At 57.1% G+C, this 19893-nt stretch carries 19 protein-coding genes and 1 tRNA gene; 8 read left to right on the top strand and 12 right to left on the bottom strand.

The annotated features are described in order from the left end of the window. Positions 1 to 30 precede the first annotated feature (30 nt). From dnaT to AC6I8L_RS00335, 3 genes are read left to right on the top strand one after another with little or no spacing between them, the layout of a single operon-like run. A complete protein-coding gene (dnaT, locus tag AC6I8L_RS00325; protein ID WP_034829970.1) occupies positions 31 to 567 on the top strand; it encodes a primosomal protein DnaT in 537 nt (178 codons plus the stop codon). Further along, the gene (dnaC, locus tag AC6I8L_RS00330; RefSeq protein ID WP_034829969.1) at positions 567 to 1307 is read left to right on the top strand and encodes a replicative helicase loader DnaC; all 741 of its coding nucleotides are present in this window, start codon (positions 567 to 569) and stop codon (positions 1305 to 1307) included. The genes dnaT and dnaC overlap by 1 nt, the downstream gene beginning before the upstream one ends. A 16-nt stretch (positions 1308 to 1323) precedes the next feature. Continuing rightward, a complete protein-coding gene (locus AC6I8L_RS00335; RefSeq protein WP_058961153.1) occupies positions 1324 to 2457 on the top strand; it encodes an ROK family protein in 1134 nt (377 codons plus the stop codon). A 15-nt stretch (positions 2458 to 2472) separates the two neighbouring features. Here AC6I8L_RS00335 and AC6I8L_RS00340 read toward each other — a convergent pair whose 3' ends face one another. Next, positions 2473 to 3936 (bottom strand): sugar porter family MFS transporter, encoded by a 1464-nt coding sequence (locus AC6I8L_RS00340; RefSeq protein ID WP_058961152.1) that lies wholly within the window; start codon positions 3934 to 3936, stop codon positions 2473 to 2475. A 403-nt stretch (positions 3937 to 4339) separates the two neighbouring features. On the opposite strand from AC6I8L_RS00340, the gene AC6I8L_RS00345 reads away from it, so the two are divergent. Together AC6I8L_RS00345 and AC6I8L_RS00350 are read left to right on the top strand one after the other, a co-directional pair. Then, positions 4340 to 5332, top strand: coding sequence for a LacI family DNA-binding transcriptional regulator (locus AC6I8L_RS00345; protein ID WP_034829964.1), 993 nt, complete (start codon positions 4340 to 4342; stop codon positions 5330 to 5332). Positions 5333 to 5399: 67 nt separating this feature from the next. After that, on the top strand, positions 5400 to 5864 hold the full coding sequence (locus AC6I8L_RS00350; protein WP_058961150.1) for an Rrf2 family transcriptional regulator: 465 nt from the start codon (positions 5400 to 5402) through the stop codon (positions 5862 to 5864). 2 nt (positions 5865 to 5866) lie between these two features. On the opposite strand, the gene AC6I8L_RS00355 is transcribed toward AC6I8L_RS00350, so the two are convergent. Further along, complete coding sequence (locus AC6I8L_RS00355; protein WP_201785687.1) at positions 5867 to 6244, bottom strand: DUF1360 domain-containing protein; 378 nt, start codon at positions 6242 to 6244, stop codon at positions 5867 to 5869. 192 nt (positions 6245 to 6436) lie between these two features. On the opposite strand from AC6I8L_RS00355, the gene AC6I8L_RS00360 reads away from it, so the two are divergent. Beyond that, positions 6437 to 6835 carry a helix-turn-helix domain-containing protein gene (locus AC6I8L_RS00360; protein ID WP_058961148.1) on the top strand — a complete coding sequence of 133 codons (399 nt, stop codon included), beginning with the start codon at positions 6437 to 6439 and terminating at the stop codon, positions 6833 to 6835. Here AC6I8L_RS00360 and AC6I8L_RS00365 read toward each other — a convergent pair. Further along, a complete protein-coding gene (locus AC6I8L_RS00365; RefSeq protein WP_058961146.1) occupies positions 6789 to 7640 on the bottom strand; it encodes a helix-turn-helix transcriptional regulator in 852 nt (283 codons plus the stop codon). The genes AC6I8L_RS00360 and AC6I8L_RS00365 overlap by 47 nt on opposite strands. A 263-nt stretch (positions 7641 to 7903) precedes the next feature. Further along, positions 7904 to 7998: transfer RNA gene (locus AC6I8L_RS00370), tRNA-Sec, on the bottom strand. Positions 7999 to 8165: 167 nt separating this feature from the next. Here AC6I8L_RS00370 and xylB point away from each other — a divergent pair. Together xylB and AC6I8L_RS00380 are read left to right on the top strand one after the other, a co-directional pair. Beyond that, a complete protein-coding gene (xylB, locus tag AC6I8L_RS00375; RefSeq protein ID WP_479397896.1) occupies positions 8166 to 9608 on the top strand; it encodes a xylulokinase in 1443 nt (480 codons plus the stop codon). Positions 9609 to 9836: 228 nt separating this feature from the next. Then, entirely contained in the window at positions 9837 to 10769 is a 933-nt protein-coding gene (locus AC6I8L_RS00380; protein WP_058961145.1) for a GlxA family transcriptional regulator, read from the top strand. Here the strand turns inward: AC6I8L_RS00380 and AC6I8L_RS00385 are convergent. From AC6I8L_RS00385 to AC6I8L_RS00420, 8 genes are all read right to left on the bottom strand, one after another. Further along, on the bottom strand, positions 10754 to 11749 hold the full coding sequence (locus tag AC6I8L_RS00385) for an acyltransferase (protein ID WP_058961143.1): 996 nt from the start codon (positions 11747 to 11749) through the stop codon (positions 10754 to 10756). The two genes, AC6I8L_RS00380 and AC6I8L_RS00385, sit on opposite strands and share 16 nt — an antisense overlap. A 315-nt stretch (positions 11750 to 12064) precedes the next feature. Continuing rightward, positions 12065 to 13180, bottom strand: coding sequence for a mandelate racemase/muconate lactonizing enzyme family protein (locus AC6I8L_RS00390; RefSeq protein WP_058961141.1), 1116 nt, complete (start codon positions 13178 to 13180; stop codon positions 12065 to 12067). Between the two features lie 36 nt (positions 13181 to 13216). Next, the gene (locus tag AC6I8L_RS00395) at positions 13217 to 13978 is read right to left on the bottom strand and encodes a GntR family transcriptional regulator (RefSeq protein WP_034829940.1); all 762 of its coding nucleotides are present in this window, start codon (positions 13976 to 13978) and stop codon (positions 13217 to 13219) included. Positions 13979 to 13992: 14 nt separating this feature from the next. Continuing rightward, positions 13993 to 15369 carry a dihydroorotase gene (locus AC6I8L_RS00400; protein WP_058961140.1) on the bottom strand — a complete coding sequence of 459 codons (1377 nt, stop codon included), beginning with the start codon at positions 15367 to 15369 and terminating at the stop codon, positions 13993 to 13995. Continuing rightward, on the bottom strand, positions 15369 to 16292 hold the full coding sequence (locus AC6I8L_RS00405; protein WP_058961138.1) for an ABC transporter substrate-binding protein: 924 nt from the start codon (positions 16290 to 16292) through the stop codon (positions 15369 to 15371). Before AC6I8L_RS00405 ends, AC6I8L_RS00400 begins: the two co-directional genes overlap by 1 nt. Further along, a complete protein-coding gene (locus tag AC6I8L_RS00410) occupies positions 16292 to 17332 on the bottom strand; it encodes an alpha-hydroxy acid oxidase (protein ID WP_082678131.1) in 1041 nt (346 codons plus the stop codon). The genes AC6I8L_RS00405 and AC6I8L_RS00410 overlap by 1 nt, the downstream gene beginning before the upstream one ends. Next, on the bottom strand, positions 17319 to 18845 hold the full coding sequence (locus AC6I8L_RS00415; RefSeq protein ID WP_058961135.1) for an amino acid ABC transporter permease/ATP-binding protein: 1527 nt from the start codon (positions 18843 to 18845) through the stop codon (positions 17319 to 17321). Before AC6I8L_RS00415 ends, AC6I8L_RS00410 begins: the two co-directional genes overlap by 14 nt. 76 nt (positions 18846 to 18921) lie before the next feature. After that, positions 18922 to 19818, bottom strand: a complete 897-nt coding sequence (locus AC6I8L_RS00420) for a transporter substrate-binding domain-containing protein (RefSeq protein ID WP_034827693.1) — start codon at positions 19816 to 19818, stop codon at positions 18922 to 18924. Positions 19819 to 19893 lie beyond the last annotated feature (75 nt).

Raw genomic sequence — 19893 nt, forward strand, 5'->3', positions numbered from 1 at the left:
GCTCCGGGTTGGTCAACGTCAGGTTTCTTCATGTCAGTTAAAATCTTATCTTCAACGCTGGTGGGGCTGGATGGCTTTTGCCAGGATCCGCTTGCCGTGTTGCAGCAGGCCGATAACGGCGTGCTGGCGGTGCTGCACAACAATGCGCCCGCTTTTTATGCGCTGACACCGCAGCGTCTGGCACAGTTGCTGGCGCTGGAAGCCGCAGCGCAGCAGCCAAATGATGTCACGCTGGATGACAGCCTGTTCCATACCGATGCGGCACCGATTGCCACACCGGTGGGCAAGTTTGCCATGTATGCGGGCTGGCAGCCGGATCACGATTTTCAGCGGCAGGCCGCCATCTGGGGTGTGGCGCTGAGTGAACCGGTCACCGCAGCCGAACTGGCCACCTTTGTGGCTTACTGGCAGGCCGAAGGCCGACTGTTCCATCATGTGCAGTGGCAGCAGAAACTGGCGCGCAGCGTACAAATGAACCGCGCTGCTAATGGCGGTCAGCCCAAGCGCGATATCACCCAGATCAGCAATACTCAATATGATATTCCCGATGGATTCCGAGGTGAGTGATGAAAACGCCGAACGATCTTTTCAGTCGCCTGAAAAAATTTATGCCTGCGGATGTGCAGCCGAAATTTAAAAACGGTGAAGAGCTGCTGGCGTGGAATCAGGAGCAGGGCCGTCTGCGCTCCGAAGCCATCGTGCGCGAAAACCGCGCCATGAAAATGCAGCGTATCATGGGCCGTTCCGGTATCCGTGAGCTGCACATGAACTGCTCATTTGATAACTATCGTGTCGAGAATGATGGTCAGCGCAAAGCGCTGGCGCTGGCACGGGAATATGCCGCCGGGTTCGACAACAGCATCGCCAGCTTCGTGTTTTCTGGCCGCCCTGGCACCGGAAAAAACCATCTGGCCGCCGCCATTGGTAACGACCTCATTCTGCGTGGCAAAAGCGTATTGATTGTCACCGTGGCCGATTTGATGTCGAGCATGAAAGGCACCTTCAGCGGTGGCAGCGACATCACCGAAGAGCGCTTGCTGCAGGATCTTAGCCATGTGGATCTGCTGGTGATCGATGAGATCGGCATGCAGAGCGAATCCCGCTACGAAAAAGTGATCATCAATCAGATTGTCGATCGTCGCTCATCGTCAAAACGCCCAACCGGCATGTTGTCGAATCTGGACCCGGCGGGAATGAACGGCTTATTAGGTGAGCGCGTGATGGATCGTATGCGTCTCGGCACCAGTTTGTGGGTGCGTTTCGATTGGGAAAGCTATCGCAGCCGTGTACGCGGTGATGAGTATTGAGTCAGGTGGGCGCGCGATGAAAGCAGCCGGTAAAGGCCCCGCATTACTTCGATTAAACAACCTTAAGCGCGTGATGACGCAACTGCGTAGCACACGTATTACTTCCCGCCAGGATATCGCGCTGGCGCTGCAGCTGAGTAAAAACACCGTATCCCTGATTGTGGATGATTTGCTGGCGCAGGGCCTGATTCACGAACTCGGCCCGGTGAGCGTGGCAGCGGCTGGACGCCCAAAAATCGAAATTTCGCTACGCGCGGAAAAGCTAAAAAGCGCCGGCATCATGGTGGAGCGCAACGCCATTCACTGGCGCGTCTGTGATTATTTCTCGCAGGTGATTGCGGAACAGACCTGGCAAACGGCGACCGCCGATCCTGAGCAGCTGCTGCGTGAGCTGGAGGAAGTGTGCCAGACCTTGCACGCCGCGCATCCTGAACTGCTGGGCATCGCCGTAGGCTTTCCCGGCATCATCGATCCACAGCGCGGCCGGGTGCACTTTTCCGCCCATCTTGGCTGGCAGGATGTCGATGTTTTGACGCCGCTGGTCAGCGCCTGCCGTTTGCCGCTGCGCATTATGCATAACGTCAAAGCCGCTGCGCTGCTCTCGGTGGAGCAACTCGATCTGGATAGAGCACAAAGCCATTTTTATCTGCGTATCGGTGAAGGGGTTGGCGGTGCGCTGGTGGAACAGGGCGAAGTGTTTGTCGGCAGCAGCTGGACCGCCGGGGAGATTGGTCATTTGCAGGTGCAACCGAAAGGGTTGCGTTGTAGCTGTGGACGTTCAGGCTGCCTGGAAACGCTGATCAGTCAGCCCGCGATTCAACAGCAGTTGGGGCAGCGTAAAACAGGACTGCGCTGGCAGAACGCCGCCAGTGAACCGCAAATCGTGAGTGAAGTGATGGCGTTAACCGGTCAACATTTGGGACACGCCCTGAGCCATGTGATGCAGCTGGTGAACCCGGCGAGCATCATTATTGATGGGCCGTGGAATACGCATCCTGCCTTTATCCAGGCGGTTGAAGAAACGGCGCAGGCCAGCACGCTGGCCTTTACCTTCTCCCACACGCAGCTGCATTTCCTGCCGCAGCGTATTGATCCTGCCAACGGTTTGGCGCTGGCGGTGATTGAGCAATATGAGCGCGCCATCTCTTAGGCGCGCTTCATCACATTAATGCCATGGAATATCAAATGACTCGCTGGATTTGGTCGTTGAGGTGCTCTGTGGCAAATCAGCCTCAACGTTAAACTTCTCCAGCACCAGCCCATGAATTTTCTCCAGCGACACGCCCGCGGTCTCTGGCAGGTAGCGGAAGGTAAAGAAGTACATTCCCAGAGAGAAAATCGCGAACAGCAGCAGAGGGAAACCACCGTGGAACAGATCCAGCAGCATCGGGCTGCTGTTCATGATCGGGAAAGTACTGCTGATCACAAAGTTCGCCAGCGACATGGCACAGATGGAAATCCCGACGCAGATCGAACGAATTTCGGTAGGGAAGATTTCGCCCAGCACGGTCCAGACAATCTGGCCCCAGGTCATGCCAAAGAAAATCATATAGGCAAACAGACCCACCACCGCCAGCATACCCGGCAGGTGATAATAGAACGCGATGAACGAGTAAGCGAGGCAGATGCAGGAGGTGATGGCCCCCAGCAGCAGCAGCTTACGGCGGCCAATTTTATCTATCACCATCATGCCCGCCAGCACGCCAATAAACTGACAAATCGACAGCCAGAAGGTCTGCAGCAACGCCGAATCGGTGCTGCCCGCCACGTTCTTCAGCAATGTCGGACCGAAGTACTGAATGACGTTAATGCCGCTGATCTGGTTACCGACCGCCAGACCGATACCGATGATCAACAGCGGAATGGTGGTTTTATCCAGGCGCAGGCGCGATTTATGTTGGTGTGCGGTTTTGTCTGAGAACGAGTGTTTGATTTCATTGAACACGCTCTCGGCATGCTCGCGGTTGGAAATTTTGGTCAGCGTATCCAGCGCTTCATCGTATTTGCCCTTGAGCACATTCCAGCGCGGAGATTCCGGGATAAAGGCGATGAAGAAGATGAACAGCGCACAAGGCACCAGCGCAGTGGCCAGAATATAACGCCAGCCCATGTTGATCATCACCTCGGGCAGCGTCGATTTGCTGATGAAGTAGTTGGTCAGCAACACCACCGATTGTCCGCCGACACAGCACACTGCATACAGCGCAGTGGTGCGACCGCGAAACTTCGACGGCGACAGTTCCGCGAGGTAAATCGGCGAAATCACCGAGGCGAGGCCAATCGCCAGCCCACCAATGATGCGGAACAGCACAAACACCGTGAAGTTGTGGGCGATGGCGGTGCCGATCACCGAAACGGTGAACAGCAGTGCGGTAATGGCGAGCGATTTTTTGCGTCCGAGTTTGTCGCTCAGTCGCGGGGCAATAAAGCAGCCCACTAAGCTACCCAGCAGAATGTTGGAAACGGCCCAGCCGGTTTCTGCGGGGGTTAACTGGAAATATTCACTTAAAGGTTCGATTGCACCGGAGATAATTGAAGAGTCATAGCCCATTAGCAGTCCGCCAAATGCCGCGACGGTACAGCAGAGTATGACGTACTTCATGTTGTAGCGTTTTTGCCTGGTATCCATTGTTATAGCCCCTTGTCTCTACGGCCTGAACGTTACGTGTTCAGAAAGAGGAGTGGTGTAGGTTATCGATGTTCAGCGTTTTTCACTCAAGGTCATCACGTTGGAATATATGTTCTAAATGATGGTTTTTGGATCATTTTTTCCAGAAAGTGTGAACGACGTTGCGAAAATTGCTGATGGCAATATTCACGGCAGGGCCATATTTGGCTGAAATGATAGGTTTTTTATCAGAGGCGAGAGGCTTGATATGACTATTCTTGTTTTTTCTTGCAACGGTGTGAAATTTTTATTCTGTAATGTGACGCTGATTTCTCTCCTTGAGGGAGGTTAAGCGTAGGTTTCATTTTTTGCCGGGCAACGGGCATAATACGTTGATTGACAGGCCATCTTTGCGGACGTCGCAATGAAAACGCAGCGCATCACTCTGGACGATATTGCTACCCTGGCGGGCGTCACCAAAATGACGGTAAGCCGTTATTTACGTACCCCGGAAAAGGTTAAAACGGAAACGGCGGAAAAAATCGCCAGCGTCATGGCTGAAATCGGCTACGTCCCCGATAGCGACAACACCACCGCAACCAAACAGAGTCAGCCGCGTATTGGCGTGCTGGTTCCTTCGTTTAACAACCAAATCTTTGCCGATCTGCTGGCGGGCATTGAGTCGGTCACCAGTGCGCACGGCTATCAGACGCTGGTAGTCAATTACGACTACAACGCCCAGCGTGAAGAAGAGCAGATCGCCACCGTGCTGGCGTTTAACATCAAAGGGCTGATCCTCACCGAATCCGTGCACACGGTGCGCGCCGAGAAATACCTCAATGCCGCCAATATTCCGGTGGCGGAAGTGATGGGGCTGACGGAAGCCAGCGGGCGGATCAACGTCGGTTTTGATAACTATCGCGCCGGTTACGATATGACCTCGATGCTGCTGGCCAGTGGCAAACAGCGCGTCATCTATTTTGGTTCGATGTCCGATCGCCGCGATGAGCAGCGCTATGCGGGTTATCGTGATGCGGTGGAAGCGGCGGGCTTCCCGGCGGGAAGAATTGTGCCGAACAAGGTCTCTTCAGTATCGATTGGTACGGGCATGATGACGCTGGCACGCCAGCTCTATCCGGAGATGGACGCGATTCTTTGCACCAATGATGATTTAGCTGTCGGCGTATTGCAGGAGTGTCAGGCAGCCGGGATTGCCGTGCCGCAGACGATGGCGATTGCCGGTTTTCACGGGCTGGAGATTGGCCAGGCCACCACGCCGCGTTTAGCCAGCGTGATCACGCCACGTTTTGAGATGGGTAAAGTCGCCACCGAGATTGTGCTGAAGAAGATTAACCAGCAGCCGACTATTGAACAGGTCAATCTGCATTATCGACTCTCGATGGGAGCGACTATCTAGACGACCGGATAAATTGTTGCTACCGGGCGGCTTTGCTACAGTGTCGTGAACTTTAGAGGAATGATCCATGCCCCGCGACAACCGTATGTCCCGCTCACTGCACGCCTTAATTCATCTTGATCGGCACGTTAAACGCGCCACCTCGGAAGCGATGGCGAAGATGTTGGGCACCAATCCGGTGGTGGTACGCCGCATGATGTCTGGCCTGCGCGAAAAAGGCTATGTGGTCTCGGAGAAGGGGCACGGCGGCGGTTGGGAGCTGCGGGTGGAACTCAGCGCGATTACGCTGCTGGATGTGTATCAGGCGATTGAATCGCCTGCTCTGTTCAGTATCGGGCCCGCCGCCGATCCGTCACCTTGCCTGGTGGAACATGCCGTCGATGAGCGTCTGGATCAGGCGTTCCATGAAGCGGAAGTGCTGCTGCTTCAACGCTTTAGCCACATCACCGTGGCTGATATTGCCGATGATTACCTCAAGAAAATGGCAAAACTGGGGCTGGAATCTGAGCCCCATCCGCTGTGCAGTGAATAACCTCAATCCTGCTTCTGCAAAGTGATCTGCGCATTGTGCTTCATCACATGCGTGGTGACCGCTGCCTGGAACACTTTGAACATCAACCCGTTGATAAAGGTGGTCAGGGTTAAGGTAATGAACGCTGTCATCACCCAATCAACGAGTGCCATATCGCTGTGCAATAGCGCAGGGCGATAAATCACCATGCCCAAGAGCACCGTCCAGTGGCTCATGCAGTAAAAGCAGTGGAACAGATGGCCGAGCAGCGCGTGCTTTTTGGCGGTCCACGCGCGTAAGCCAGCAAACAACTCGGTTTGCGTGAGGGTCATCGCGATACTGGCCGCTGCCAGAGCTATCGCGACACAAGTTCCCACGTCTGAAGTCATCCAAGTATTCATACATTCTCCTGTCAGGCATTTGTCATGTAACTTACAATATTACATGATGGTGTGAGCTGCAAGCGTCGGGTCAGAACGACAGCCATTAAAGTTTGGCGAGATATCGTTATTTATTGGCTTTAACGCTAAACATAGCCAGCTGAGGCTTTTTTATAATACTGCTGACTTTTTAATCCGCCATCAGGAGGAAAGATGGATATTCAGGCAGCTTGTATGCATCAGCTGATGCTCTGGATCGAAGACAATATTGAACAGCGACTGACGCTGGAGACGGTGGCGCATCGTGCGGGCTATTCGCAGTGGCATCTGCAACGCATGTTCCGCCACCATACTGGTATCGCGCTGGGCAGCTATATTCGCGAGCGTAAGCTCACGGCATCGGCGATTGCGCTGATGAACGGTCACATGCCGCTGATGGAGATTGCGATTAAGTATGGCTTTGAGTCGCAGCAGACATGGTGCCGCACTTTCCGCCGCATGTACGATCTGCCGCCCGGCGCGTTTCGTCGCAAATATCATCACAGCCTGCCAGTGATCGATGGGCCTACGAGTCTTCTGATACTGCAACCGCAGACGCGTCAGGCGGCGTAAAGTATTTGCCGGGCGTGGAACCAAAGGCGCTGCGGAAGGCGCTGATGTAACTGCTCACGCTATCAAAGCCGACCTGCCACGCTACCTGCTGCACACTTTTGCCGTCGGCCAACCCTTCCAGTGATTTCAATAGCCGCGACACCTGGCGATAGCGCGAGAGGCTCATGCCCACCGCACTGGCCCAGTGACGGCTCAGGCTACGTGGACTCAACCCCGCCCACAGTGCCAGTTCGGGGCCGGTGCGGGTGTCCGCCGGGTTGTCCATCAACAGGCGCGCGATCTGCCGCAGGCGTGGCTCTTCGGGGAGCGGCAGCGTCAGCGCATGCTCGGTGGACTCATACAGCTCATCGAGAAACACATCGCATAACCGGTTGTAACGATCGCTGCCCCAGCTATCCGGCGACAAACTTGCCAGCCGCTCAGCCAGCGGTTCCAGCACCGAAGGGCAGGAGAGCAGCACCGGATGTTTTGGCAGCGGTGCCGTCAGCGCTTCATCCACCAACACCGTCCAGCCGAGCACGCGACCTGGCCCGATAATCGCGTGTTCGAAGTGTGGCGGAATCCACCCCACCAGGCGCGGCGGATTGGCGAAGATACCCGAGGGCGTGTTGACCGTCATCATCCCTTGCTTCAGACAGTAAAGCTGTCCGGCGGCATGTCTGTGGGTGCGGCTTTCTCGATCAAGCTGTTTCGATAATGACGCCGCAATCACTTTGGGTGCATTGGGTTGCAGCAGTTTTTTGCGCAGCTCATCCGCACGCGGATCGCCAGAGAAGGTGAGGTTGTCGGTGGGATGGATGAGCATGGGTGATTCCGCAATAGCCAGCGTGAAAGACAGTATAGAATCATGAACAAGCTGATTTTTAAACAGAGCTCAGTTGTTCGGTTTTACCGAATAACTGCATTGTGCAGGCGAGGTAAAGAGATTGGAACAAGTGGTGGAGAATAGTGCAGAAGTAAAGTGCCAACCTTGCTCTACATCCTCAGGCTGAAATTTTCTAACTTGTAATCATGACTTACAGGTTGCCTAAGCCAATCATTTAAAAATAAGTGACAGTAAAATGAAGGTGGCGGAAGATCACAGGAGTCGAACCTGCCCGGGACCGCTGGCGGCCCCAACCGGATTTGAAATCCGGCCGCCTCACCGGAGACGACGATCTTCCTTTGAAGATGCCGCGCAATTATAGCGACAACCCAGCGCGAAATCTTGATCTTAGCCGTGCGCTACAGCACGTTCTCACGCTCTGATATGAAGCGTCGCCGCGCATAGGTGATTAAATTCTCCACCTAAGGCTACAGTTATGATTTCTCACTGCATCAGGAGCTGAACATGTTTATCGGGATCGATTTAGGCACCTCTGGCGTCAAAGTGGTGTTGCTGGATGCGCAAGGGCTGGTTGTCGCGGTGGAGAGCGCGCCATTGCAGGTATCGCGTCCACAGCCGTTGTGGAGTGAGCAGGATCCCGAAAGCTGGTGGAGTGCCACGGACAAGGCGATGCAGGCGCTGGCGCAGCAGCACGATCTCAGCGGCGTGAAGGCCATTGGTCTGAGCGGTCAGATGCACGGCGCCACGCTATTGGACGCTGAGCACCAGATACTGCGTCCGGCGATTCTGTGGAACGACGGGCGCAGCAGTGAGCAGTGTCGGGAACTGGAGCAGCGCGTGCCCGATTCGCGCCAGATCACCGGCAACCTGATGATGCCCGGTTTCACTGCACCCAAATTGTTATGGGTGCAGCAGCATGAACCCGGTGTGTTTAAACGAGTGGCGAAAGTCCTGCTGCCCAAAGATTACCTGCGCTGGCGGATGAGCGGTGATTTCGCCAGCGACATGTCCGATGCAGCCGGCACGATGTGGCTGGATGTGGCACAGCGTGACTGGAGTGATGCCCTGCTCAGCGCCTGCGATCTCAACCGCAGCCAGATGCCTGCGCTTTATGAAGGCAACCAGATCACCGGAACCTTATCGCCTGACGTTGCCGCACGCTGGAAGATGAACGCGGTGCCGATCGTGGCGGGCGGCGGCGATAACGCCGCGGGCGCGGTGGGTGTCGGCATGGTGGCGCCGGGTCAGGGCATGCTGTCGCTCGGCACTTCTGGCGTCTACTTCCTGGTGAGCGACGGCTATCTCAGCAATCCGCAGCAAGCGGTGCACAGTTTTTGCCATGCGCTGCCCAATCGCTGGCATTTGATGTCGGTGATGCTGAGTGCCGCATCCTGCCTTGACTGGGCAGCCACCTTAACTGGCTGTAAAGACGTGCCTGAGCTGCTGGCGGAAGCGGAAAAAGCCAGCGGTGAAGCCGCACCGATTTTATTTTTGCCATATCTGTCCGGTGAGCGCACCCCGCACAACAATCCGCAGGCGCAGGGCGTATTTTTTGGTTTAACCCATCAGCATGGACGTCCTGAACTGGCGCGCGCGGTGCTGGAAGGCGTGGGCTTTGCGCTGGCAGAAGGCATGGACGCGGTGCATGAATGCGGCGTGCAGCCGCAAACCGTGATGCTGATCGGCGGTGGCGCGCGCAGTGCGTACTGGCGGCAAATGCTGGCGGATATCAGTGGATTAACGCTGGATTATTGCCACGGCGGTGAGGTAGGGCCAGCTCTTGGTGCTGCACGTCTGGCGCAATGGGCGATTGATCCGCAGAGCGAGTGGCCCGCGCCAGAGTTGGTGCAGCGGCATCAGCCCGATGCGGCTCATCATCAGGCTTATCAGCCGCAGCGTGAAAAGTTTGCGCAGTTGTATCAGCATCTCAAACCGCTGATGTCCTGATTCGGTTAAGTGATGGCCGGATTGGGTCGTGGTTTTTATATTTATTCCGCTATGATGGGCAAATCAGGTTAGTTCCTTATGGCCTGAATTGTCCTTAGCACGCTCCCTTCACCGGAGGGAAAGACATCCAGAGAGGCTGAGGCAGCAGCAATGTTACGTTAACCCTCGAACAGTTCTCTGCCACGCAGAGGCTGAGGTAAAAACACATCACCTACCCTGGAGCCTTTAATGCCGCAGCCCGTCTATTTTCTGGTTCTTCCTGGCGTGATGGCGCTCGATCTCACTGGTCCGGCGGAAACGCTGCAACTGGCGGATGGCTTTTTTGCTCTGCACTACATTGGCCCGCAAGCCAGCGTGCGCTGCTCCACCGGCATGACGATCGCGGATATTGCGCCACTTCCTGAGCAGCTACCCGATAACAGCCTGCTGGTGGTGCCCGGCGTGTATGACTCCAAAGTCTGGTTCGATACGGCACCTGCCGCCGCCGCGCGCGACTGGCTCCGCTCGCAGCAGTCCGCTATCCAGTCTAAACGCATCACATTAGTCTGCATCTGTTCCGGTGCACTGCTCTCGGCGCAGGCTGGATTGTTGAATGGCGTGCAGTGCACTACCCATCACGATGTTTTACCGCGTCTTAAAGCCGCCGCACCGGCTGCGTTAGTGAAGGATAACCGCGTGTTCGTGGAAGATCATGGCATCTGGACCAGCGCGGGTATCACGGCGGGCATCGATCTGGCGCTGCATCTGATCAACCGGCTTTGCGGCGCACCGCAGGCGCTGAAGGTGGCGCGGGAAATGGTGGTGTGGTTCCGGCGTTCGGGTGACGATCCCCAGCTCTCGCCGTGGCTGCGCTATCGCAATCACCTGCATCCGGCGATTCACCGGGCGCAGGACGTGATGATCGCCCATCCCGAGCATGACTGGTCACTGACCGCGCTGGCCGAGCGCGCGCATGTCAGCGAGCGTCATCTCACGCGCCTGTTCCGCCAGCATCTCGGCATCAGCGTGCGCGAATACCATGAACAGCTGCGTTTGGTAATTGCGCGTCAGCGCCAGCAACAGGGCGAGGCGGCAGAAAAAGCTGCGCTGGCGGCCGGATTTTCCTCGGCACGCCAGCTGCGTCGGGCGCATCAGCGCTGGGACGATCAGCTCACCAGATGATGTTTATCTACGCGTTTTAACAACATCGCCAGCAGTAGACTGCCAACCAGCGTAATGCCAAATACCCACGGCAGATCCAGCCACGGACGTGACATATCGTCGTAATGGTTGGTGCGCAGATAGTGGATAAACAGCGCGTGAAAGCCATATATCGGTAGTGAATAGCGCGAAATCGTCGCCAGCATCGGCAGTGTGCGGTTGTTCAGCACATTCTTGAACAGCACCAGCAAGCTGATAGCGGCGATAAACACCAGCGGACCGCAGTAAAGATACCAAGTGTCGTTGAATGCGCCGTTGATTTTTAGCATCTGTTTGGTGCCGAGCGTAATGCCAATCCAGCAGGCGATAAAGCCCAATCCCGCCAGCCAGCTGATGCCACGCTTATCGGTCTCCATGCAGCCAATCGCCCGCCCCAGCAGCGCGTACAACAGGTAGTAAATGCTGTCGCCGCTGACGTAAAGATTCACCGGCAACCAATGAAACGGCCCCAGCGACTGGCTCACGGTGTTGGGATTGGCCAGCACCGCCAGCACCACGACCAGCAATGCGACGTAGCGCGGCTGCACGCTTTTCACCTGAATCAATGGCGACAGCAGGTAGATGCCGATAATGGCGAAGAAAAACCACAGGTGATAGAACACCGGTTTTTGCAGCAGCTTCAGCAGCGAACGGCCTTCGCTGATCGGCGTCAGCCAGGTGATGTAGGCCAGCGCCACCGCGCTGTAGAACAGTAAACACAGCACGATGCGCAGCAGATGTCGCCCTTGCGCGCTGCGTTCGCCAAAGAATAGATAGCCCGAAATCATAAAGAACAACGGCACACAGACGCGTGATGCGGAGTTGAGCAGATTCGCCACATCCCAGCTAATACCCGTGACGGCCATCGGGCCGGTGATATACCAGGTGGTGGTGTGAATGACGATCACCATCAGGCAGGCAACCGCACGTAAGTTGTCGATCCAGTGTATTTTTTGCGACATGGCTTCCTCGTCGGCAATACGTCCGTGCGAAGAAGGGTAGTCACAGCGTGATGCGTCAACAACCTTTGGGACTAAAATTCGGATCACTCTGTTACGTGTGACACTGCCTGGTCGCAGCGTGAGAACAGCCCGGCAATAGCCGTGGTGCTCTGGCCTGCACGCAGGCATTCTCACCCAAACGAATAAAGCGACCACGTTTAACCGTGGCCGCTTTGGCGAATAAAACGGATGAGCCTCAGGCGATAAATCGCGCCGCAACCGAGTGTGTGCTGAACAATGGATTAATCACGCATCCGGTGTTTGCCTGGCGGTGGCTTAATCGCGGACGAGGAACTTCTCGATTACCGCTTCGTTCGGCTCTACGCCCAGACCTGGCTCACTCGGCAACCAGGCGTAACCGTCGGCGATGCGCACCGGATTTTTCGCCAGCGAGCGACTGATCTCACCTGGCTCCACGCAATATTCCATCACCAGCGCGTTCTCAATCGCACACAGGAAATGCAGCGAGGCGGCGGTGTTGATATCGGTGGTGAAGTTATGGTTACACACTTTACGGCCACGGCTGTGCGCGTAGCTGGCGATCTCCATCGCCTGGGTAAAGCCGGTGCGTGTCAGATCGATCTGCACGATATCGATACCGCCTTCATCAATCAGGCGCTGGAAGCCAACCACCGAACACTCTTGCTCACCGGCGGCGATGTGCTGCTGGCAGGCGGCAGACACCTGGCCGTAACCGGCGTAGTTATCCGGGTGCAGCGGCTCTTCGATCCAGAACAGGTTGAGATGTTCATAGCGCTGGCTGCGGCGCACAGTGGTCTTCGCATCCCAGACGTGGCCGACATCCAGCATCAGATCCACGCTGTCGCCCATCGCGGTGCGCAACGCTTCCAGATAGCGCAGATCCAGCGCTTCATCGGTGCCAAACGGCTCCCAGCCAAACTTCACGCCAGTGTGGCCGGTGTCGATGGCGTGCTGCGCGCGCGCCACCGTCTCTTCGACGCTGTACTGGAACATGTTGGAGGAGTAAACGCGCATCTTGTCGCGCATCGCACCGCCCAGCAGTTCAACAATCGGTTTGCCCAGCGCTTTGCCTTTGATGTCCCACAGGGCGATATCAATGCCCGCCATCGCCTGCAGCACGGCACCGCTGCGTCCGTAATAGATGGTGGCTTTGTGCATCTTCTTCCACAGGCGGCCGGTCTCCAGCGGGTTCTCGCCGATTAGCAGCGATTTCAGTCCGGTGACCATAGTGTGCGAATAGGGTGCTTCGATAATGGCTTTGGTGACATACGGGCTGCCATCCACTTCACCCCAACCGGTGATGCCCGCATCGGTGGTGATTTTGATAAGCAGTGCATCCTGCGAGCTATCGGTGCGCTGCTCAATAACCGGCAGACGCAGATAAAACGCTTCAACGTTGGTGATCTTCATCGTGGTTTTCCTGGTGTAAAGGCAATCAATAAAGCATCAGCCCACAGCGGAACGCTGCTGCCGGCGCTGCGTAATCAAGGTCTCGTAATCCACATCCAGTGCCTGAATGCGGATGTGGTTTTCAATTTCATCGGTCATCTGCGCGATATCGCCCTCGGCGAACACGTTGATCAGTCGCTGGTGCTCTTCAATGATGTCGCTCATCGATTTGCCCATGGTGGAGAGGCCAAAAATCACCGTCAGCTGGCGCGCAATTGACTCCCACAAATTGCTCAATACCGGGTTGTGGGCGAAGCTGCACAGCGTGCGATGGAAATCGGTGTCCGCCGAGGCAAAGCCATACACATCATCGTTTTGCATCATGGTTTGCATCTGTGCCACGCCCTGATACAGCAGAGTGAGCTGTTCAGCGCCGTTGCGTCCGGCTTCAATCGCACGGCGACAGGCCAATGTTTCCAGTGGGATGCGCACATCAATAATCTGCTCCAGCCGCTGATGGGAAATCTCCATCAAACGGATGCCTTTATACGGCTCGCTGGTGACGATGCCCTGGCTTTCAAGAATGCGCAGCGCTTCACGGATCGGCACGCGGCTCATGCCGAGTTTTGCCACCAGATCCGGTTCGGCAATACGGTCGCCGGGTAAAATCAATCCGCGCGAGGCGGCGCTGAGAATCGCATCGACGGCGTGATCGACCAGCGTGCGCGGACGCGCAGCTTGCCAGTTGCCGTCTGAAGCGGCTTCCTGCGCCAGCGGTGCGCTGCTTTTACGGCTTGGGGTGGATGATTTTCCTGCCATGGTGATTGTCCTGTTTATACCTGCCGGGTCACGAACTGACCAAAGCCGGGTTCAACCTGCATCTGGTCATCCTGGAATACCGTGACACCACGAATAAGTGTGCGCACCACTTTACCCTGACAGCGCATCCCTTCAAATGCGCTCCACTTGCCGAGTCCCTGGAATTTTTCCCCCTCCACGATCCAGCTCTGCTGCGCATCGATAAACACCAAATCGGCATCGAAGCCGGGTGCAATAGCGCCTTTTTTGCCCCACAGCTGGAAGGCTTTAGCCGGGCCGCTGGCGGTCATGCGGGCAAATTCCGTAAGGGCCAGACCACGATCGATATGCGCTGCGCTGAAGAACATCGGACTTAATGTCTCAACACCGGTTAGCCCCATACCGGCGTCCCAGATGCTGGCTTCACCGGCTTGTTTCTGTGACGGGGTATAGGGGCAGTGGTCAGAGGCAATCATGTCGACATCGCCGCGCAGTAGCACCTGCCACAGCGCATCCACCACCGGACGTGGGCGAATCGGCGGGCCACAGCGCGCATTCGGACCGATGCGTACCAGATCGTCTTCATCCAGAATCAGATAGTGCGGACAGGTTTCGAAGCTGGCGCGCACCTTACTTTTGGCGGCGACGATGGTTTCGGCAGCGCGCGCGGAGCTGACGTGCACGATGTGGCAGCGTGCGCCGGTCTCTTCCGCCACCGCCAAAACGCGACCCACGGCTTCGATTTCGGCGATTTCTGGCCCGGCCAGCGCATGCGCGCGAGTATCTTTGCGTCCAGCGCGGCGCAGTTCGCTGCCGGCACCGATCAGAATGTCGTGATTCTCAGCGTGGACGCCAATCAAACCGTCAAAGGTGGCCAGTTCACGCATCGCACGCAGCAAGCCATCATCGTCGAGGCGCGGTAAGCCTTTCTCGTTGGTGGCTTCACCATTGGGCGCGCCGCTACACAGGAACGCTTTGAACGCCAGTGCGCCCGCCTGATCCAGCGCCGCTAACTCGTGCACGTTGCGGCCATCCAGTCCGGCCCACATGGCGTAATCCACCGAGCAGTTGTCCGCCAGCCAGCGCTGCTTGGCGGTGAAGTTAGCGAGGCTGGTGGCGGGAGGTAGCGAGTGCGGCATCTCAACAATGGTGGTGACGCCATGCGCAGCGGCACCGCGCGTGCCTTCGCGCAGCTCCTGTTCAGGGAAATCGTGCGAACCGGTGAAATGGGTGTGCACATCAATCGCGCCGGGTACAATGATTAAACCCTGCGCATCAATGATCTCATCGACGCCGTCAGTGAGGGCACCCGGCATCAGCAGGCCGCTGATTTTGCCATTCTCAATCAGCACATCGGCGGGCGCGGCGCGGGTTTCTGTCACCACCAGGCCGTTGATAATTAATTGTTTCATCACTCTGCTCCTGCTTGCGTCACCAGTGCGTGATAGGGCACGGGTTGAGAAGGATCCAGCCAGCCGATGTCGCCCAGCAGTTGGCTGAAGAGGTTAAATTCATCTGCCGGAATCAGGCCGTTGGGTGCGAAGACATGGGCTTGCTGATAAGCGGCTAAACCGGTGACCAGCGCATCAAGTGGATAATCGGGGTAATAGCGTTGCACGCTCGCCGCCAGTGTTTCGGCGTCATGGGTGGCGATCCACGCCAGTGCCTGTTTGATGGCGCGTGAGAAGGCAGCAAAGGCAGCGGCTTTCTCAGTGAGGACATCGGCGCGTGCGATATAGGCGCTCCACGGCACATTGCCACACAGTGAGGCGAGGCTGCTGATGCTGCTTAATTGCCCGGCGGCAATCGCTGGTGCCAGCATATGCATGGCGTGCAGCGCGTAATCAGCTTCACCGCTAGCCACAGCCGCGAAATCGCTGGCCTGATCGCCGCTACCGGCAATCAGCTCCACCTTATCCAGCAAACCATTCTGGGACAGTAGCCAGCGGAAGGTCAGTGTGGCGGTGCCGACATTACCGACATCCAGCACGCGCCTGCCGCGCAAATCATTCAGCTGAAAATCGGGCTGAGTCTTTGCTGCCGCCAGAAACCACGGATTAGCGGCGACCGAGGCGCAAAAGCACTGCAATTCAGCGCCGTGCTGCTGGTAATGCTTCATCACCACCATCGGTCCGCCCAACGTGAGGTCCGCTTCGCGGTTGAGCACCGCAGGCACTTGTCCGCCCTGCACGGTGTGCCCGCCCGATGCGCTGGTGGTGAAGGTGACTTGCAACTGCTCGGCGGCGAACAAGCCGAGGCTGTCGGCCAGATAGTGGGCGCAGTAATAGATGCGGGATTCGCTGGCATCGCCCTGATTGAAGATTAACGTCTGCATCAGCCACGCACCTCCGTAACAAAACTGCCGTTGAGCGCAGCCATGTCGCTGACGCCGCACCAGTGGCTAATGGCGGTGATTTCATTGATCCAGCCGGAGAGCAGATCGAACACCGCGCTTTCGCCACCTGCTACCAGGGCGCTGATGATCGGTCGCACGCTGAGTGACAGCGAGGCGCCGAGGCAACGTGCCACCACAGTATCGCTGCCGCAGCGCACGCCGCCATCCAGCAGCAGCGGCAGACGAGTGACCGCCTGTAAATCGGCGAGCTGATCGACCGGTGTAGCCCAGCGCGCGCTTTGGCGCAGGCCAATATTCGAGGCGATGATGCCGCTCACACCGTGCTGTGCCGCCGGTGCCGCATCGTCATGATGCAAAATGCCTTTTAGCCACAGCGGCAGTTGACGCGCAGCGCAGTGTGCGGCCACCTCGACAATTTCCTGCCAGCGCCACACCGGAAAGGCCGGCAAGGGCTCAACGCCCGGTTGCGTGCCGCCGACGGTGTGCCAGCCGCGCTGTTTGAGCGCTTCACCAATTGAGAAGCCGCCTGGCTGTAATCCCGGCACCGGATGCACCGGTGCCAGCACGGTGAGAACGATATTTTTGAATCCGGCTTCTGCAGCCTGATCGATCAAATCTTTGATACGCCCAACATCACCTGCCGCGCGTAGCTGAAACCAGCAGCGATCGTACTCCGCGCCAATCTGTTCCAGCGGCGTGACCGTCTCTTCGGAGATCACCAGCGGCAGTTGCAGACGTTTGCAGGCGCGGGCAATCGGCAGCAATCCCTCTTCATGGAAGATGCGATCACCCGCAAAGGCACCGACGCCGAGCGGAGCAGACCAGCTTTGATTGAGGATGGTGATCTGGGTGCTGATCGCCTCATTGCCCTGCAGTACACGCGGCAGCAAGCGAAAACGGCGCAGCGCCTGCTGGTTAGCATCCGGTTCGTCAGCGAGCGCATCGGCTGGCTGGCCTTGCATATAGCGGAACAGCGCATCGCCAAGACGTTCACGCGCCGCAAGATCATGCATTGGCATGCTGGGCCTCCGTGGCATTTTCATGTTCGAGGAAGGTGGCAAAAGCCGGCGTTTTCGGATTCTGCAAAATCGCCGGTGGCCCTTCTTCAATCAGCGCCCCGTTCTGCAGGAACACCACGCGATCGGCCACGCCCGCCGCGAAGGCAATGTCATGGGTACTGATAATCATGGTGATGCCGGTTTGCGCCAGGCTGCGCATGGTCTGGTTCACTTCACGCACCAGCTCAGGGTCGAGCGCCGAGGTCGGCTCATCGAACAGCAGGATTTGCGGTTCTGCTGCCAGCGCACGGGCGATGCCGACACGCTGTTTCTGCCCGCCTGATAGCTCATGCGGCAGCGAGGCGGCGAAATCCTGCAATCCCACCATCTTCAGGGCACGCATTGCTTTAGCGCGGGCGATTTCGGGTTGGGCACCCTGCACCCGTAGCAGAATACTCATCACGTTTTCCAGCGCGGTGAGGTGATCGAACAGCGCGAAGTGCTGGAACACGATACCGATGCCGGATTTGGCGCGGTTAGCCGGCAGATGGCGGGCAGCCAGTGGGCGGCCGTTTTCATCGCTGCCCATAAAGTGGCCTTCGGTCTGAATGGTGCCGCTACTGCGTGGCGTCAGCGCCAGAATCGATTTCAGTAGGGTACTTTTACCGGAGCCGGAACGACCGAGCAGCACCACGACTTCGCCACGGCGTACAGTCAGCGACAGGGATTTCAGTACCGCTTTACCGGCGTATTCGACGCACAGGTTGTCCACTTCCAGCACCGGCGCGGCGGTTTGCGTATCCCAGCGACGTTTCGGCAACTGCATCGACATCACGTCCGCTTCTGGCGGCAGTTTTGCCAGGCGCGCACGGGCACGGCGGGCACGTTCGTCGAGGTTATAGAACTTCTCCAGCCACCACTGACCACCCGCCAGCAGCGTAGAGAGAATCAGGTAAATACCGCCCGAAGCCACCAGTACCGGAATGAACAGGAAGTTCTGCGACACGATGGCCTGGCCGCGCATTGTTAGCTCATTCACGCCTACGACCGATGCCAGCGAGGTAGATTTCAGCAGGCCGACGGTTTCATTGCCCATGGTCGGCAGAATGGCGCGCAGCGCTTGCGGGATCACCACGTGGATCATCTCTTTGGTGCGCGAATAGCCAAAGGCCTGCGCTGCCATACTCTGATCGCGATCGGTGGCCATAATGCCGCCGCGAATGATCTCGGCGCAGAAGGCGGTTTCGTTGATCATCAACGCCAGCAGGGCGCTGGTGAACGGGCTAAAACGCAGGCCGAATTCTGGCAGCACGTTGTAGAGCAAAATCAGCTGCAGCAGCACCGGCGTGCCGCGCAGCAGATAGATATAGGTTTTCACCGGCACGCGGATAAACCAGTGCTTTGAGGTGCTGGCCAACGCCAGGAAAAAGCCAATCAGGATGCCGCCCGCTAATGCGCCTACCAGCAGCTGAACAGCGATGACGGCCCCTTCCCACAGGTAAGGGAAGGTCAGGTACTTAAGAAAATCATCCAAGGCGTTATCTCCCTCAATGCGATCGCCTGGGTTGCCCGTGATGCAGCAACCCAATTGATCCGACTGAGTTTATGCATTAACCACGTGCAACAACCGGGCGTTCAGCGGCGCTGCCCTGACCCCAGTAATCCAGCAATTTCTTCTGCGCACCGCTCTCCTGAATCACCTTCATGGCATCCATCACTGCACTGCGCAGCGTGGTGTTGTCTTTGGCGATGGGGAAGCCGACCATGATCGGCAGGTCAACGGTGAAACCGCTTTCCAGCGTTTTGTCAGCTTTGGCAATAGCGATGGCGGAACCGGCTTCGGTCAGATAGATGTCGGCGCGACCGCTTTTCACTGCCTGGATGCTGTTGTCGGTGTTCTGTACCATCAACATGCTGACTTCTGGCTTACCGGCGGCGGTGCATTTGGCACTCTGCTCAGGCACCAGCTTGTTGGCTTCGTAAGAACCGGCAGCGGCGGCCACGGTTTTGCCGCACAGGTCATCCACGGTGGTGATTTTCTTTGGATTGCCCTTCGCCAGAATCGAGCCATCCTGCACCTGCATGGAAGCGACAAAAGCGATCTGCTTCAGGCGCTCATCGGTGACGTACAGCATTGGGCCGATATCGGCACGACCGCTGGAAATGGAGGTCAGCAGCACGTTGAACGAACCGGTCTGATAACTGTGTTTCGCCCCAAGGCAGCTGCTGATACGTTCGAATAGCGATGGATCGAGACCTTCAATGATACTTGGGTCTTTTTCGGAAGGGGCTTCGAAGCCTTTGGTGTAGCCACCCAGGCCTACCACCAGATCTTTGCCTTTGAGTGACGGGTATTTGGTCTGCAGCGCCTTGCACTGCGCCATCGCCGCGAAGTCGCTGGCGGTTGGCGTAATCGGGTCGGTGCTGGCGGCATGGGCGCTGGAAAGGCCCGCTAACAGCGTGCCGGTAATGCCAGAGATAAGTAATGCGATGCGTGCAAATTTCATAATAAGGTTCCCCTGGTGCTGGTGAATGTGTAAGCGATGACCTTGTGTTTTATGAACGTCTTTACGGCTTTTATA

The sequence above is a fragment of the Type-E symbiont of Plautia stali genome (assembly GCF_059731115.1).

What these genes read in the sequence shown, in the direction of transcription:
- dnaT (WP_034829970.1), top strand. Translation starts at nt 31, where the DNA reads ATGTCAGTTAAAATCTTATCTTCAACGCTGGTGGGGCTGGATGGCTTT.
- dnaC (WP_034829969.1), top strand. Translation starts at nt 567, where the DNA reads ATGAAAACGCCGAACGATCTTTTCAGTCGCCTGAAAAAATTTATGCCT.
- AC6I8L_RS00335 (WP_058961153.1), top strand. Translation starts at nt 1,324, where the DNA reads ATGAAAGCAGCCGGTAAAGGCCCCGCATTACTTCGATTAAACAACCTT.
- AC6I8L_RS00340 (WP_058961152.1), bottom strand. Translation starts at nt 3,936, where the DNA reads ATGGATACCAGGCAAAAACGCTACAACATGAAGTACGTCATACTCTGC.
- AC6I8L_RS00345 (WP_034829964.1), top strand. Translation starts at nt 4,340, where the DNA reads ATGAAAACGCAGCGCATCACTCTGGACGATATTGCTACCCTGGCGGGC.
- AC6I8L_RS00350 (WP_058961150.1), top strand. Translation starts at nt 5,400, where the DNA reads ATGCCCCGCGACAACCGTATGTCCCGCTCACTGCACGCCTTAATTCAT.
- AC6I8L_RS00355 (WP_201785687.1), bottom strand. Translation starts at nt 6,244, where the DNA reads ATGAATACTTGGATGACTTCAGACGTGGGAACTTGTGTCGCGATAGCT.
- AC6I8L_RS00360 (WP_058961148.1), top strand. Translation starts at nt 6,437, where the DNA reads ATGGATATTCAGGCAGCTTGTATGCATCAGCTGATGCTCTGGATCGAA.
- AC6I8L_RS00365 (WP_058961146.1), bottom strand. Translation starts at nt 7,640, where the DNA reads ATGCTCATCCATCCCACCGACAACCTCACCTTCTCTGGCGATCCGCGT.
- xylB (WP_479397896.1), top strand. Translation starts at nt 8,166, where the DNA reads ATGTTTATCGGGATCGATTTAGGCACCTCTGGCGTCAAAGTGGTGTTG.
- AC6I8L_RS00380 (WP_058961145.1), top strand. Translation starts at nt 9,837, where the DNA reads ATGCCGCAGCCCGTCTATTTTCTGGTTCTTCCTGGCGTGATGGCGCTC.
- AC6I8L_RS00385 (WP_058961143.1), bottom strand. Translation starts at nt 11,749, where the DNA reads ATGTCGCAAAAAATACACTGGATCGACAACTTACGTGCGGTTGCCTGC.
- AC6I8L_RS00390 (WP_058961141.1), bottom strand. Translation starts at nt 13,180, where the DNA reads ATGAAGATCACCAACGTTGAAGCGTTTTATCTGCGTCTGCCGGTTATT.
- AC6I8L_RS00395 (WP_034829940.1), bottom strand. Translation starts at nt 13,978, where the DNA reads ATGGCAGGAAAATCATCCACCCCAAGCCGTAAAAGCAGCGCACCGCTG.
- AC6I8L_RS00400 (WP_058961140.1), bottom strand. Translation starts at nt 15,369, where the DNA reads ATGAAACAATTAATTATCAACGGCCTGGTGGTGACAGAAACCCGCGCC.
- AC6I8L_RS00405 (WP_058961138.1), bottom strand. Translation starts at nt 16,292, where the DNA reads ATGCAGACGTTAATCTTCAATCAGGGCGATGCCAGCGAATCCCGCATC.
- AC6I8L_RS00410 (WP_082678131.1), bottom strand. Translation starts at nt 17,332, where the DNA reads ATGCCAATGCATGATCTTGCGGCGCGTGAACGTCTTGGCGATGCGCTG.
- AC6I8L_RS00420 (WP_034827693.1), bottom strand. Translation starts at nt 19,818, where the DNA reads ATGAAATTTGCACGCATCGCATTACTTATCTCTGGCATTACCGGCACG.